General features: G+C 62.0%; 9 protein-coding genes and 1 pseudogene. 5 read left to right on the top strand and 5 right to left on the bottom strand.

Going from position 1 to position 15175, the window contains the following annotated elements; translation table 11 throughout:
- The first annotated feature begins 67 nt into the window (after positions 1–67).
- Positions 68–1846 carry a chorismate-binding protein gene (locus tag T281_RS03780; protein ID WP_052036993.1) on the top strand — a complete coding sequence of 593 codons (1779 nt, stop codon included), beginning with the start codon at positions 68–70 and terminating at the stop codon, positions 1844–1846.
- Between the two features lie 233 nt (positions 1847–2079).
- Positions 2080–5244 carry a PAS domain S-box protein gene (locus tag T281_RS17405; RefSeq protein WP_162173108.1) on the top strand — a complete coding sequence of 1055 codons (3165 nt, stop codon included), beginning with the start codon at positions 2080–2082 and terminating at the stop codon, positions 5242–5244.
- 302 nt (positions 5245–5546) lie between these two features.
- Here T281_RS17405 and T281_RS03770 read toward each other — a convergent pair whose 3' ends face one another.
- The 4 genes from T281_RS03770 to lspA form a co-directional block, all read right to left on the bottom strand.
- Complete coding sequence (locus tag T281_RS03770; RefSeq protein ID WP_162173107.1) at positions 5547–7496, bottom strand: SPOR domain-containing protein; 1950 nt, start codon at positions 7494–7496, stop codon at positions 5547–5549.
- 46 nt (positions 7497–7542) lie between these two features.
- Positions 7543–9300, bottom strand: a complete 1758-nt coding sequence (gene argS, locus T281_RS03765) for an arginine--tRNA ligase (RefSeq protein ID WP_037234454.1) — start codon at positions 9298–9300, stop codon at positions 7543–7545.
- A 203-nt stretch (positions 9301–9503) separates the two neighbouring features.
- Positions 9504–9992, bottom strand: coding sequence for a hypothetical protein (locus tag T281_RS03760; RefSeq protein WP_037234451.1), 489 nt, complete (start codon positions 9990–9992; stop codon positions 9504–9506).
- 35 nt (positions 9993–10027) lie between these two features.
- A complete protein-coding gene (gene lspA, locus T281_RS03755) occupies positions 10028–10528 on the bottom strand; it encodes a signal peptidase II (RefSeq protein ID WP_037234448.1) in 501 nt (166 codons plus the stop codon).
- A gap of 175 nt (positions 10529–10703) precedes the next feature.
- Between lspA and T281_RS03750 the strand changes: the two genes are divergently transcribed.
- From T281_RS03750 to T281_RS03740, 3 genes are all read left to right on the top strand, one after another.
- On the top strand, positions 10704–11438 hold the full coding sequence (locus T281_RS03750) for a hypothetical protein (protein WP_037234445.1): 735 nt from the start codon (positions 10704–10706) through the stop codon (positions 11436–11438).
- Between the two features lie 340 nt (positions 11439–11778).
- Positions 11779–12849 carry a ferrochelatase gene (gene hemH, locus T281_RS03745; protein WP_037234442.1) on the top strand — a complete coding sequence of 357 codons (1071 nt, stop codon included), beginning with the start codon at positions 11779–11781 and terminating at the stop codon, positions 12847–12849.
- Positions 12850–13254: 405 nt separating this feature from the next.
- Complete coding sequence (locus T281_RS03740; RefSeq protein ID WP_037234438.1) at positions 13255–14553, top strand: RsmB/NOP family class I SAM-dependent RNA methyltransferase; 1299 nt, start codon at positions 13255–13257, stop codon at positions 14551–14553.
- Positions 14554–14594: 41 nt separating this feature from the next.
- On the opposite strand, the pseudogene T281_RS19485 reads toward T281_RS03740, so the two are convergent.
- Positions 14595–14696: pseudogene (locus T281_RS19485) on the bottom strand (IS481 family transposase); the annotation flags it as partial.
- Positions 14697–15175: the final 479 nt, after the last annotated feature.

The raw sequence follows: 15175 nt of genomic DNA, 5'->3' as shown, positions 1-15175 counted from the left end.
CCTTGAGCGGCGTCTTCGCCTTTAGCCGTGTGTCGCCTCGCTTGCGAAACCTGTTTGCAGCGGCCGGTTGCGTTGGTACGCTCCGACGACACCTCCGAAGCCTCAGGATCGCCCGCTGTACGCCCGCGCTTTCATCGATTTCCCCAAGGACGACGCGCTGCCGCTGAGCCACGGCTTCGCCGCGCCGCGCGCGCTGCTTGTCGCGGAGCGTGTGGAAGAGGTGATGCCCGTTATCCGCGAGGCGGAGGCTCAGGCGCAGCAAGGCCGCTGGGCTGTCGGTTTCGTGGCCTATGAGGCGGCGACGGCTTTTGACACGGCTTTAAGGACGCTCGCGCCCGACCCAGGCTTTCCGCTCGCGGCCTTCGCCGTGTTCGACGCGCCGACACCGCCGTGCGAAGCGCCCTCCGCATTCGCCTGCGGGGGCTGGAACGCCGACATGACGCGCGCGGCTTATGGGGAGAAGATCGCGCACATCCGCGACGGCATCGCCGAGGGCGCGCATTATCAGGTGAACCTCACCATGCGCCTTGCGTCGCGCTTCGAGGGCGACCCGCGCGGCCTGTTCCAAGCGCTGCGACGCGCGCAGCCGCACGCCTACGCGCTTTATCTCGATTTCGGCGATGTTTCAGGGCTTGGATGGCAGATCGCGTCCGTTTCGCCGGAACTGTTCTTCGCATGGGAGCCGCGAACCCGCGCACTTCTCGCCCGCCCCATGAAGGGCACCGCGCGGGCCGATGCGCCCCCGGAAGCGCTGCTCGCCTCGCCGAAGGAGCGCGCGGAAAACCTCATGATCGTGGATCTTCTGCGCAACGACATCGCGCGCGTCGCCGTCGAAGGCACGGTCTGCGTGCCGAAGCTGTTCTCCATCGAAACGCTCTCGACCGTGCAGCAGATGACGTCGACCGTCACCGGCACCGTGCGCCCGAAGACCGCGCTCGCCGGTATTTTCGCCGCGCTGTTCCCGTGCGGCTCCGTCACCGGCGCGCCGAAGATCGCGGCGATGAAGTCCATCGCGGCGCTCGAAACCGGACCGCGCGGCCCCTATTGCGGGGCGCTCGGCATCATCGAACCGGGCGGCGCGGCGACGTTTAGCGTCGGCATTCGAACGGTCGCCATCGCGAACGGCACCGCCGTCTGTGGTGTGGGCAGTGGCGTGACGTGGGACTCGAACGCCGCCGACGAATATGAGGAGTGCATCATGAAGCGCCGTTTCCTTCTCCGCGCGAGCGCCCCTTTCGAGTTGCTGGAAACGATGAGGATCGAGGACGGCGCGGTTGTAATCCTGCATCGCCACATGGCGCGGCTCGCACGCGCGGCGGAGCATTTCGGCTTTCCGTTCGATGAAGCCGAGGTGCGCCGCGCGATTGCGGAGGCGTGCGCGGACCGCGCGACGGGCGCGCATCGCCTGCGCCTGCTCCTGTCGCGGGAGGGTGTGCTGACGCTTGAGACAGGCCCGGTTCCGCACACGCCGGCCGACCCCGTCGTGAGGTTCGCGCAATCGCCCGTCTCAAGCGACGACGAATTTCTGCGGCACAAGACGACGAACCGCGCCGTTTACGAAGCGCATGCCCCGAAGAATACCGCCATCTTCGACACGCTCCTTTTCAACGAACGCGGAGAAATTACGGAATTCACGCGAGGCAACGTCGCCATCATGTGCAACGGAAAGCTCGTTATGCCGCCCGAGACTTGCGGCCTTCTGCCGGGAACGCTTCGCGCCGAGCTTCTCGCCCGTGGCGATGTCGCCGAAAAGCTGTTAACGCGAAAGGATATTGTCGAAGCAAGCAAACTTGTGTTTCTTAACACTCTTAGAGGAATGATTTCCGTTCGGCTGCAAATTGAGTAATCTCCCGTTTCCACCGAACGACAGCGACGCTGCCGCTAGCGCCAGCCCTGCGGCCAAAACGCTGCGCGCCGCGCGCTTTCGCAGGTACATATCCTCACCATAGGTTGTTTTTATCTTGTCGAAGCTTAGGGTAGCTCTGTGCACAGATGTTTCAGACAGCGTGTTTTGAGGCGCCTCGCTACCACGACAAGCAGCCTGAGGGAAAGGCAGCTTCCTCGAATGAAATGAATGAAATGAGCGACAAAAGAACGGGGCTTTCTGCGCTGGAAGGGGCTCTACATTGCTTTGAGCTTGCCAGCGAAGCGGCCGGATTCGGTATCTACGAATACGATATCGCCAACGAAAACGTGCGCTGGTCTGGATATATGCGGCGTCTCCTCGGCATCGCCGAGGAGAGCAAGGCGTGCATGGACAGCGTGCTGCCGTGCATCCATCCGGATGACCGCGAACGCATCCACCGCGCGGCGAAAGCCATCGTGCGAACGGTTGGGCGATATCACAATGAATTTCGCATCGTGCGGCCAGACGGCGAGATCAGATGGATTTTGGACCGTGGCCAATCGCTCGGTCCCGTCAATCCGGCGACAGGCAAGGTGGCGCTTTCCATCGGCACGCTGATCGACGTGACCGAGCAGCGGCAGGCCGAAATCGACCGCGCCGTATGGGAAGGCCGCTTTCGCAGCATTTACAAGTATTCGCTCGCCGGGATAGCCATTACCGGCCCTGACGGCCATTTCCTCGAATGCAATCGCGCTTACAGCAGCTTGGTCGGATATTCCGAGAGCGAGCTTCGCGAGAAGCATTTTTCCGAATTATTCCATCCCGATGAATATGATGAGCACCTCGAACTCGGGCGTGCGATGCAGGCGGGCGAAATCTCCTTCATCGACGTTGAAGGCCGCTACCTGCACAAGAGCGGGCGGCCCGTCTGGACGCGCAAGATCGTTTCCCTGCTGCCCGATGAGGTTGGAGGGGGAGCGCGCCTCGCAATGGTGCTCGCGACGGACATAACGAAGCGCAAGCAGGCCGAGGAGGCGCTGCGCGAGAGTGAAAAGCGCGAGCGGCTCAGGCGGCAGGATCTCGAAGCCGTTCTGGAGGCAGTGCCGGCCGCCGTGATTTTTGGAGAAGACCGCGCCTGTTCGCGGCTCAGCCTAAATCGGATGGCGGAGGATATTCTGGGGCTGCCACGGCAGGTTGAAGTTGCCGGATTTCCCAAACTGGTCCGGGTTTCGAAAAATGGACGCCTGGTGGAGGAAGGCGAGTCCCCCCTTCATCGAGCAGCCGAGACCGGACGCCCGGTTCTCGGCGAGGATATGGAAATTCACTATCCGGACGGCCGATCGCGATTCATCCACGGTAACGCCCTGCCGCTCTTCGACGAAAAGGGAGGGGTGCGTGGTGCCGTTGGAGCGTTCTTCGATTGCACCCAATGGAAACATACTGAAAAGGCGCTGCGCGACAGCGAAGCGACGCTGGCGCGCGACGCTGCGGCGCTCCGCCGCCTTAACGACGCCAGTTCGAGGCTATGGCGCGCGCGCGATCTCGCCAGCGGGCTCGACGAGGTGCTTGGCGCGGCGATCGAACTGTTGGGCGCTGATCGCGGAGGGATCCATATTTACGATGCTGAGCACGGCGTCATCCGCCTTGCAGCCGTCCGCGGCTTTGACCGGTCCATCGTCGCGGCCTTCGAGGAAACGAGGATTGACGACTATCCTGTCCTCGCCGAGGCGATACGGAAGAGCGAAACTCTTATTATAAAAGACATTTCGAATGATCCGCGCTTTGTCGATCCACAATACCCGCAAGTCGCGGAGGCTCTCGGGTTTCGAGCCGCGCAGTTCAGCCCGCTCGTCTCACGAGACGGCACGGTGCTGGGCGTATTGTCCACGCATTTTTCGCAGCCGCACGATCTTTCGGAGCAGGATCTTCAGAGGCTCGCTCTTTTCGTGCGGCAAGCCACGGACTTTCTGGAACGCTGCCGCGCGGACGAAGTCCACCGGGAGAGCGAGGAACGTCTGCGCGCGATCGTGGATACGGCCGTCGACGCCATCATCGTCATCGACGATGCGGGGCTGATCCAGTCGATCAATCCGTCCGGCGAGCGGATTTTCGGCTACAGCCAGGAAGAACTTGCCGGGCAAAACATCGCAATGCTGATGCCTGAGCAGAATCTCGCCCTGCACAATAATTACATCGCTAACTATCTGAAAACCGGTAAGGCGATGCTAATGGGGAGTGGCCGCGAACTCATGCACAGGCGGAAGAACGGCACGATTTTCACGGCCGATACTGCCATCGCTGAGTGGCATCTCGCGGGAAGGCGCTATTTCACCGGCACCATTCGCGACATAACCGAGCGGAAGCGGCATGAGGAAGAGGTGCAGCTTCTGCTGAGGGAAGTGAACCACCGGTCCAAAAATCTGCTGGCCCTTGTTCAGGCTATCGCGCGACAGACAGTATCCACCAACCCCGAAGACTTCCTTGAGCGGTTCGAAGAGCGCGTGCGCGCCCTTGCGGCTGCGCAGGATCTGCTCGTCAAGTCGGAGTGGAAGGGCGTCGTTCTTACGGAACTGATCCGTTCGCAGCTTGCGCACTTTCGCGATGCTATCGGCGAGAGAATTTCGCTCGACGGTCCACCGCTGTTCATTTCCGCTCCGGCGGCGCAGACGCTCGCGATGGCGCTGCATGAATTGGCGACGAACGCAGGCAAATATGGCGCGCTTTCCTCAAGCGAGGGGACCATCCACGTAAGCTGGTCCGTCGGCTGGAATGCGAGCGAGGAGGCCGACAGCTTCGAGATGGAATGGCGCGAGGCCCACGGGCCGACTGTTAACACCCGAGCCAGAGAAGGATTCGGTTCCACGGTTCTCGGGCCGATGACGGAAATGAGCCTCGATGCGCAGGTCCAGTTCGACTTCGAGCCGACCGGTGTGATCTGGCGCCTGCAATGCCCGCTCAAGAACATGGTGGAGGGACGATCGCCCACGTCCGTTCCGGCCAAGCCACCGGCGGGGGGGCCACAGTCGGGGCGCAGGTGTGTGATTGTCGTCGAGGATGAGGCGCTCGTCGCGCTGGAAATCGTGCACAGCCTGCGGGAGGCTCGGTTCGAAGTTCTGGGGCCAGCGCGCAGCGTGGCGCAAGCCTTCGAAATACTGAAGAAATCCCGCTGTAGTGCTGCGGTGCTCGATATAAATCTCGGATCGGAGACCTCGGAAGCCGTCGCGCTCGAACTCAATCGACGCGGCATTCCTTTTGTCATCGTATCTGGATACTCGCTCGACCAGCTTCCGCGGGCTTTCGAAGGCGTGCCGGCGCTCGTGAAGCCGGTGCGACCAGACCTTCTTAAGAAGGAATTGAACCGGCTCATGGGAGATGACAGTTGCTGCCCAGCGATTTAGTGGTCCGATTCCGACATTCGCATCCCCTTTGCGGCACGCTCGCGGCCACCGTGCCAAATGTCAAATTCGCTTCACGAGAGCACCATGCGATCAGGTCAAATCAACCTGATCGGCGCGCCTGCCTCTAACCTTCGAGCTATATTTAGTGCTCTGGCGCATACGTTTGCTCAACATTGCCGCAGGCCTCAAGCAACATTTGCTCCGCAAGAGCACGGGCGCTCATTTGATCAAGTGCAGTTTCGAATTTTACACTTGATGACGGTGCACCAGCGGTGTGTGAAATCAAATGTAAATTCGCTGCATTAGTTTGTCACGAAGCAGGATTTGTCACCGCCGATACCCTTGATCCTCTGGCAGAGTTCCATCGCTTCCTGCCGCGTGCCGAGCGGTCCCGCCACAGCGCGATATGTTACGCCCCTGGCACCAAGGTCGGCGATCTTCGCTTGAAGGGCCACGGGGCCAAGCACGCTCTTATACTTGTCCGTCAGGATCGGGATGTCGCGCTGGATCGCCCTTTCGTCGGGTGCGGATTTCAAGGAAACCCAGAAGCTGCCCGCCGGTGCTGGTGTGGCGTACGCCGTAGCGGGTTCCGCCGGCGTCAGCGATGCCGACCGGGTCACGGGCGCGGCCGACGATACGGCGCCGGTGCGGAACGGCTGAACCGCTGGAGCCGGAGACGGCACTGCCTGAGTGGCCGGGAATGTGGACGGCCCATTGCCGAACGGGGGCGGCAACTCGCCATTCGCCGCGCTGGCTATGCTCGGGGCCGGGGCGCGGTTTGTGTCTACGCGGGTTCCATCCGGGCGATAGACCTCGCTTCGCACCACCGTGGGCAGATCGGGACCGCGCGCCGCCGGGCCCGACGGCTGCGGCGCGTCGCCGGTGCGCTGGGCTTTACGCAACGCCTCGTCTATGCGGTCCTCAAGCGAATTCGGCTGACCGCTGCTCGTGGACGCGGATGCATAGCTTTGCGGAGCGGGCGCGGAAGCCGGAGCCGCAAACGCCGCCTGCACCTGCTGCCCGTCCGGCGTCAGTCGGTCGTAGATCGTCTTTTCGCCGTTGGGAAACTGCTTTCCGCCCGGATTTTCCGGCGCGGCTTTCAACGGACGAGGGTCGGCACGGATCACGCCAGTCTCGTCCGCAGGTCCGCTCATAGATTTGTAGAGATACGCTCCGCCGCCGCCGACCGTTATGGCGCCGACGAGCGCGGCAGCGACGAAAAGCTTCCGGCTGCGTTTGCGCTGAGGGGCATGATCCTGTTCGAGTTCGTCCTCGTCCGCGAAGAAATCCTCGTCGAGTTCATCCGCGTGAGGATTATGGCGGCCGAGATCGTCGCCATGGGGAGCCGCGTCGTCAGCCCATCCGCCCTGTGCGGGAAAGCGCGCGCTGTAATCTTCCTGCTGCGGCGCATATGTGTTTTGAGCGAAGCTCTGAGGCTGTTGCGGAGCGTAGCCGCGATCAACCGGGGCGCTTTGCTGCGGCGGTTGCGGGACATATCCGCGATCGACCGGAGCTTTCGGCGGTTGCACTGCGTAGCCTCGATCGGCCGGCGGCGCAAATCCGCGGTCCGGCTGCGCGCTCCGAGGCGGCAACGGAGGCTGCGCTTGGGGCTGCTCCTCCGGCAAATAGAAACGCGACGCCTGCCTTTCCTGCGCGGCGAAACCCTGATCGTAGTCATCGACCGTGGAGCGCGCCTCGCGCTGGTAGTAGGCCGCGTCGTCCTGACGCGGGGCAGGCGGCTGGGGCGTGGGCGGCGCCTGACGGATCGGCAGATTCGCGTAAGGGTCCTGCTGCCGCTGGACGGGCTGATCGTAGAGATCGTCCTGATAGGCGGGGCCTTTCGCGGGGAAGGGTGCCGGATCGAACTGCGGCGTGTCCCTCATGAAAAGATCGTCGCCGGCATCCCTGCGATAATCGAGCGGGCCGGGTTCAGGAGCATAGGGCGACGGCGGCGGAACATAGCTCGCCGGGCTCTGGTCGGAAAACCGGGGCGGCTCGTTTCGCGCGGGAAACGGAGGCTGAGCGGGCGGCTGCTGAACCTGACGCGGCTGCTCGTAAGCGTGGCGGCTGAAATTGGAGAATGCCGGGCGTTGCGGCTCACGACCGCGCTGCTCGGGATACCCGCCGGAAGCTGGATCGCGCGACGACGATTGCTCCCATCTCTCGTCGCGTTCCTGTGCGGCGGGGTTTCGCCTCTCCCCCTCGACAGGACTACGTCCGCGCCGCGATGCCGAATCGTCATTCGTAGACATCGAACGATTGTCCTCCATATTCGCTAGTTCACGGACCTGGGCAGGACTAACGCATTTCTGAAATTGCTTCCACACCGAGCAACTTCAAAGAAGAGCGCAATACTAGCGCGGTCCCCGTTATAAGCGCCATTCGCGCCATTGTAATGTCCGAGCTTGCGGGAACCATGAATCGCAATTGTGGCAGTTCTTTGCCTCGCGCCCAGAGACTATGGAATAACGCTGCGATTTCATGCGCATAGAACGCCACGCGGTGCGGTTCATGGGCCTGGGCCGCCTGCTCAACAAGTCGTGGATATTCCGCAAGCTTCCGCGCGATCGCAACCTCTGCATCGTCGACAAGCAGCGAAAAGTCAGCTTTCGCGAGCGAATCAGGTGACAGATCCATATCCGGGAAGCCCTCGTGCGCCTTGCCGAGAACCGAGCAGGCGCGGGCATGCGCGTACTGCACATAGAACACCGGATTGTCGTTCGACTGTTCGAGCACCTTCTCGAAGTCGAAATCGAGTGTCGCGTCGTTCTTGCGTGTCAGCATGATGAAACGCACCGGCCCCGCGCCGACCTCGTCCACCACCTCGCGCAACGTCACGAACGAGCCCGAGCGCTTCGACATCTTCACCGGCTCGCCGCCGCGGAACAGGCGCACGAGCTGGCAGATCTTCACATCCACCTGCGCCTCGCCGTCCGAAAGCGCCTTCACAGCCGCCGTGAGCCGCTTGATGTAGCCGCCGTGGTCCGCGCCGAGCACGTTGATGAGCGTCTTGAAGCCGCGCTCGATCTTCGTCTTGTGGTAGGCCATGTCGGCCGCGAAATAGGTATAGGAGCCGTCCGACTTCTTGAGCGCACGGTCCACGTCGTCGCCGAAATCGGTCGCGCGGAAAAGCGTCTGCTCGCGGTCTTCCCAGTCGTCGGGCAGCTTGCCCTTGGGCGGGGCGAGGCGTCCTTCGTATATGAGCCCCTTCGCTTTCAGGAAGCCGATCGTCTCGGCGATCTTGTCCTCGCCGTTCGCGGTGAGCGAGCGCTCGGAGAAGAACACCTCGTGCTTGATGCCGAGCGAGGCGAGGTCATCGCGGATCAGATCAAGCATGGCGGCGATGGTGCGCTCCCGCACCTTTGGCAGCCATTCGGCCTCATCGCCCTTGAGCGTTTTGCCAAACTCCTTCGCGAGCGCCTCGCCGACCGGCTTCAGGTAATCGCCCGGATAAAGCCCAGCCGGGATCTCGCCGATGTCCTCGCCGAGCGCCTCGCGGTAGCGCAGATGCGCAGAACGCGCGAGCACATCGACCTGCGCGCCAGCGTCGTTGATGTAATATTCGCGCGCGGGCTTGAACCCGGCGAAGTCGAGCAGGCTCGCCAGCGCATCGCCAAAAACCGCGCCGCGTGTATGGCCGACATGCATCGGACCGGTCGGGTTGGCGGAGACATATTCCACGTTGACGGGCTGGCCCGCTCCAAGCGTACCGCGTCCGTAGTCAGCGCCTTGCGTGAGCACCGTGCGCAACACATCGCCCCAGATCGCAGGTTTCAGCGTGAGGTTGATGAAGCCCGGCCCGGCGATCTCCACCTTCTGGACGTCCGGGTCGTGCGCCAGTTTCGCGGCGATTGCTTCAGCGAGCGCCTTCGGGTTCTGTCGGGCAGGCTTCGCCAGCACCATGGCGGCATTGGTCGCGAGGTCGCCATGGGTCGCCTGACGCGGCGGCTCGACCACGAACGTATCGAGCTTCGCATCTTCGGGCAGCGCGCCTTCGGCCTGCATCTCGCGCAGGATGTCGCGAATTCGCGTTTCAAAATTCTGGAAAATGTTCATGCCTTCTCATAGGCGAAATGGCGCATGTCGCGCAATCCCGTCGCCTCGAAAAGCAGCCGTTCTCAAGCAAAGAAAAGCAAGGGTGAGTGATGAAGCGCGCAAGCGCCTGCGCCAAAGCCCCCAAGTGTCAAGAACGAAAGTAAAAGCGCCTTGGGCTGAGGACTCTCGACGCCGCCAAGAGGCTGGCGCCTGCCCGCGTCGCGCTACTGAACCTTCTTGCCCTTGTTCTCGGCCTCGTCCTCGTTCTTCGTCGTGCCCATGGCGCGCGAAATCCAGTCCGGACGGCAACGGATGTCCTGATTGACGTTCTTGTTGAACCTGTCGATGTTGCCCTTGTCGTCAGTCCACTCGCCGTTGCGGCAATAGTCCTTGCGCTTGGCTTCGGCGTCTTTCTTGGCCTGCTTCTTGGCTTCCTCGGGATCGGTGGGCCACGCCTGCGCGGAAGCAAGTTGCGGCGCTTCACCCGGAACCGGCAGCGGCGCATGCGCCGGCGGCATCACAAGAGGAGCGCGCTCCTGAAGATTCGGCTCGGGCGCCGGCTTGCCCATCAAGGTTTCCTTGACGTTCACGCCAGCCGCATCGAGCAGCGGCGCGTTGATTTCGAGATCCGGCCCGCCATCGCAGCCAGCCAGAACCACGGCAAGCGCAAACGCCGCCGATACGCCAATCACGTTTTTTCGCGATGCAAACATGGTTGACCGCCCCCGATTCCCGTCGAAACCGAGCGTTAGGCTTGGTTTCCGGCTTCTTTATGGCTTGATTTTAACGAGTCGTAAAGGAGGCCCCCGACGCCCGCCACGATGGCGACATCGGCGAGGTTGAACACATACCAGTTGAATGAGCCGACATGGAAGGAGAAGAAGTCCGCCACCGCGCCATACTGCATCCGGTCGATGGCGTTGCCGAGCGCGCCGCCGATGATGAGGCCGACCGCCGCCGCCGAAAGACGCGTCTGCATATGCGCCAGCCACAGGAACAGCGCGAACGTTGCCGCAAGCGCGAACGCGATCAAAATCCATTGACCGGCGGCGCTGTCCTGCTTGAATAGCCCATAGGACACGCCGCGATTCCACACGAGCACGATGTCGAAGAACGGCGCGACGACGATCTTCGCGGTTTCTCCGCTCTGGAAGAAAGCGATCGTCCAGACCTTCTGAACCTGATCCACGAGAAGGGTCGCGGCGGCGAAGATGAGGCCCGTCAGGCTGTACAATCCCCAGATTTTCATCGGCGCCTCTCGAAACCTAGAGATGAAGACGCAGCCTCTCTAGCCGACCGACCGGGCATGCACAAGCGCGGCACCTTAGAGAGCGGGTCTCGAAAGCGGCGAGAACGGCAGGTGACAGCCGCGCGGGGCCGGTCTATAAGCGCCGCCAACGGGGCGGCGACGGAAATTCACAGCGATGAGCCAGACGATCATCTCCATGAAGTGGGGCAAGCGTTATGGCCCGGACTACGTCAACCGTCTCCACTCCATGATTCGCCGTCACACCGCGCGCCCGACACGTTTCGTCTGCTATACGGACGATACTGAGGGCGTCGACGAAGGCGTCGAAACTTACCCGCTCCCCTTTATCGAATTGCCCGAGAAAAAGCGCTGGTTGCCCTGGCGCAAGATTTCGCTGTGGCAGAAGGAATTGGACGGAATTTCGGGCGAGGTGTTGTTCCTCGACCTCGACGTGGTCATAACCGGCGGCCTCGACGACTTTTTCGACTACAAGCCGGGGCACTTCTGCGTGGCGCGCAACTGGACGCAGCCCAAGGAGCGCATCGGCAATACGTCCGTTTATCGCTTCCCAGTCGGCGGCCACACTTATCTCTATGACCGGCTGATGAGCGACTTCGACGGCTACTACGGCAAATACCGGAACAGCCAGACCTTCATCTCGCGCGAAATCACGGACATGGAGTTCTGGCCGGATGCCTGGTGCCAGAGCTTCAAGCACAGCCTGATCCCGACATGGCCGCTCAACCTTATCAAGACGCCGCCGCTGCCGGATGGAACGAAGGTCGTGGCCTTCACCGGGAAGCCCGATCCGGACGAGGCGGTTGTGGGAAAATGGCCGCGGGACCATTGGTATCACGTGTTTTACAAGCAGGTGCGGCCGACGCCCTGGATAGCGGAACACTGGCGCTGACTCGGTCGATGCGGCGAATTACGGCCTTGCGCAACGATCCTGTTTAACAAAACGTTGCAAAAACGGACTAGGAAAGGCGGCGTCAGCAGACGTTGCGGCAAAATGGTACTAATACGTTGTTTAGCCTGCGTTTGCGAACGTCGGAGGGGATCACCATCTCCTACCGGCGAGCATGCGTTTTCGTCACTGCTCACGAAAAATCGATTATTTTTTGGGCATATCTAGACGTAGGTAGGATGACACGCTGCGATCGACGCGCTAATCAAGTATTTCGTTTGCGGGCACAAACGAGCACGAAAATTGCGGCGTCAGATCGCGAAAGCAGGTGGGAGGCGGAATTATGAACTTTATGCCGCAGCGCTTCTGGGGAGTCGCACGTGCTCCGCTGGCTGCGCCTGCCGACCATCCGCTTGTGAATTACGGTCGCATCGGGGTGCTGCTTGTCAACCTCGGTACGCCGGACGGCACGAGTTATTGGCCCATGCGGCGCTACCTCAAGGAATTTCTGTCCGACCGGCGCGTGATCGAGGCTAATTCCGTTGTCTGGTGGCTGATCCTCAACATGGTGGTGCTGACCAAGCGCCCCTTTACGTCCGGGGAAGCCTATCGCTCCGTCTGGAATTCCGAGCGCGATGAATCGCCGCTCCGCACCATTACGCGTAGCCAGAGCGACAAGATCGGCGCGCTTCTGGCCCGCGACCCGCGCATCGAGGTCGACTGGGCGATGCGCTACGGAAATCCGAGCATCAAGTCACGGCTTGAGGCGCTTCAGGAAAAGGGCTGCGATCGCATCCTGATTTTCCCGCTTTATCCCCAATATTCGGCGGCGACTAGCGCCACCGCCTGCGACAAGACTTTCGACGCGTTGAAGGAAATGCGCTGGCAGCCCGCCATTCGCGTCGTGCCGCCCTATTTCGAAGATCCGGACTATATCGATGCGCTTGCCGCGTCCACGAAGGCGCGTATCGCTGCGCTCGATTTCGAGCCGGAGGTTGTAATCTCCTCGTTCCACGGCCTCCCTCGCTCCTATACTGACGCTGGCGACCCATATTACTGTCACTGCGCGAAGACGGTCCGGCTGCTTCGTGATGCGCTCGGTTGGTCCGAAAACCGCCTGCTGCTCACCTTCCAGTCGCGCTTCGGCTCGGCGGAGTGGCTACAACCCTACACCGCCAACACCATAGCGGACCTCGCGCAGAGAGGCGTGAAGCGCGTGGCGGTGATGACCCCCGGCTTCTCTTCGGACTGCATCGAAACGCTGGAAGAGATGGGCATTCAAGGGGCGGAAATTTTCCTGGAGAATGGCGGCGAGAAATTCGCTGCCCTGCCCTGCCTGAACGACTCGAACGAGAGCATCGACACGCTGACGACCATCGTCAAACGCGAGCTTTCCGGCTGGGTCGACTTCTAGTCGAGCGAATTTGACAGTCGAACCGCAGTCGCCGCGATCACGCTCCAAGGCAGTTGCGAAGCTGGACCAGGTCAGAAAGTTGCAAGCGGCCCTTGTGATTCAGAGCCGATGACTCCGGCTAGCTAGGGTGTTGGATGCAGGAATCGGAATAATCGCGCCGGACGCGCGACTCCTCCTGTACCGCCCCGCCAATGCTCAAATTCGACCTCAGGGCGAGATCGTTTTCAATAAATGTCGCGATCTCGTTCTTCTGCTCTTCCATCGGTTGCATTGCAGAGAGGCGCTCATCTGGCCGGTCCTCAATTAATCGAAAGTTTCTCGCTAAAACTCCGGCTTTTTCTTGTTTTCCATCTGCTTATCGGCAAATCTCCCCGTGCCGACGAACACTCTTGACCAAGGGAACGCATGCAGACGGGCGCGCGACTTCAAGCAGCGATAGAAATCCTGTCCGAGATCAGGGAGCGGGGCAGACCGGCATCGGTCGCGCTCGCCGACTGGGGCCGCTCGCACCGCTTTGCCGGATCGGGCGACCGCGCCTGGATCGGCAACCTCGTTTACGACAGCCTGAGGCGGAAGGGTTCGCTTGCCTTTCTCATGAACTGCGACGAGCCGCGCGCCGTGGCGCTGGCGGCGCTGCGCCGCTCGTGGGGTCTGACAGCGGACGACATCGCCGTTTTATGCTCGGGCGAGGTGCATGCGCCGGAACCGCTGACGGCCGCTGAAATCGCGGGGCTTGAGAGCAGCGACCTTTCAGCCGCACCGGCGCACGTGCAGGGCGATTACCCTGAGTGGCTCGCAGCGTCCTTCGTAGCGGCCTTCGGCGCGCGTGCGGTTGAGGAGGGACAGGCGCTCGCGAACCGCGCTCCGGTCGACCTCCGGGTCAACACGCTGAAGGCGACGCGCGACAAGGTGCTGAAGGCGTTCGACCGCCATAATGCCGTTGAAACACCGTGGTCTCCGATCGGCGTGAGGCTGCCGCCGCGCGAGGGTGGCGCGCGCAATCCGAATGTCGAGGCCGACCCGGCGCACGGCAAGGGCTGGTTCGAGGTTCAAGACGAAGGCAGCCAGATCGCGGCGCTCATCGCGGACGCGGAACCTCGCATGCAGGTGGCCGACCTCTGTGCGGGTTCGGGCGGGAAGACGCTGGCGCTCGCGGCGCATATGCAGAACACAGGCCAGATTTACGCCTACGACGCGGACGCGACGCGCTTTCGCCCCATCTTCGAGCGGCTGAAGCGGGCGGGCGCGCGTAACGTGCAGACGCTTCAGCCGGGCGAGACGGCGGCACTCGACGCGCTGGCGGGCCACATGGATCTCGTGCTGGTCGATGCGCCGTGCACCGGCACCGGCGTTTGGCGGCGCAAGCCGGATGCGAAATGGCGGCTTTCGCCCGCGCAGCTTGAGGAGCGCGTCGCTACACAATCGGCGCTTCTAGACATCGCAGCGACCCTCGTGAAGCCGGGCGGGACGCTCGCCTACGTGACCTGTTCAATCCTCCCGGAAGAAAACCAACACCAGATCGAGGCGTTTCTCGCCCGCGCGCCGGGCTTCGCAGCCGTCGACGTCGCCCGCCGCGCGCAGGACGTTCTCGGCAGAGCCGTCGATACAGCCTATGCTGGCGAAGGACACGGGCTTCTTCTAACGCCCGCGCGCCACGAAACGGACGGCTTCTTCATCGCCCTGCTGACGAGAACCGCCGATTAGCTGTTTACTCCCATTGTGTAACGGTCTGTTTCGGTGCTGGGCTTCCGGATAACCTCGAAGGGTGCCCGGAACCGCAAGGCCCTGAGTTGCCTGGCAAAGTTGCAGGCCAGCCAGTCCCGGACGTAACGGCGGAGATCGTCGATTTGTAGCCGCGGGCGTAACGCAAAGCTATTCGGTAACCACGCGCTGCTCCGCAAACAATTATACCCCGCCATGTCGCGGGCAGAAAGAAAACATCACCACGACCTATCCGGGCTCGTTGGATACCGTCAACGGTCGCAAGGCATCGAACGCCGCAGATCTGCACATGGTGAAGATCGGCCTGAATTACCGCTTCTGACAGTGACCTGCATGCGGGGGCGAGAAGCCCTCGCGAGCATCCTCAGACACCGTGCGACCTGAGCCCGAACCGAGGAGCAGAGCGGCGCAAGCATGGCGTTCACGCCACGAGACGTAACGTGAACGTCGGTGGGGTTAATGACCGTGCGAGGCCACCTCGCACCAGGTAATCCAGGTTTCCCGTTTTACGACATCGACAGGATTTATGGTCGGAGCGCTAAAACAGCACTTCGATCACGGGCTCGCCGCGGCAAGGTGAACCTGTAGGGATTTGGCGCAGGCC

It is taken from the genome of Rhodomicrobium udaipurense JA643, from assembly GCF_000636015.1.
Lineage (GTDB): Bacteria > Pseudomonadota > Alphaproteobacteria > Rhizobiales > Rhodomicrobiaceae > Rhodomicrobium > Rhodomicrobium udaipurense.
The sequence above is the reverse complement of the archived record's forward strand: the minus strand, read 5'-3'. Positions and strand labels throughout refer to the sequence as shown.

Bases quoted from the DNA above. Each gene is read 5' to 3' on its own strand.
- T281_RS17405 (WP_162173108.1), top strand. From the start codon at position 2,080: ATGAGCGACAAAAGAACGGGGCTTTCTGCGCTGGAAGGGGCTCTACAT.
- T281_RS03770 (WP_162173107.1), bottom strand. From the start codon at position 7,496: ATGTCTACGAATGACGATTCGGCATCGCGGCGCGGACGTAGTCCTGTC.
- argS (WP_037234454.1), bottom strand. From the start codon at position 9,300: ATGAACATTTTCCAGAATTTTGAAACGCGAATTCGCGACATCCTGCGC.
- T281_RS03760 (WP_037234451.1), bottom strand. From the start codon at position 9,992: ATGTTTGCATCGCGAAAAAACGTGATTGGCGTATCGGCGGCGTTTGCG.
- lspA (WP_037234448.1), bottom strand. From the start codon at position 10,528: ATGAAAATCTGGGGATTGTACAGCCTGACGGGCCTCATCTTCGCCGCC.
- T281_RS03750 (WP_037234445.1), top strand. From the start codon at position 10,704: ATGAGCCAGACGATCATCTCCATGAAGTGGGGCAAGCGTTATGGCCCG.
- hemH (WP_037234442.1), top strand. From the start codon at position 11,779: ATGAACTTTATGCCGCAGCGCTTCTGGGGAGTCGCACGTGCTCCGCTG.
- T281_RS03740 (WP_037234438.1), top strand. From the start codon at position 13,255: ATGCAGACGGGCGCGCGACTTCAAGCAGCGATAGAAATCCTGTCCGAG.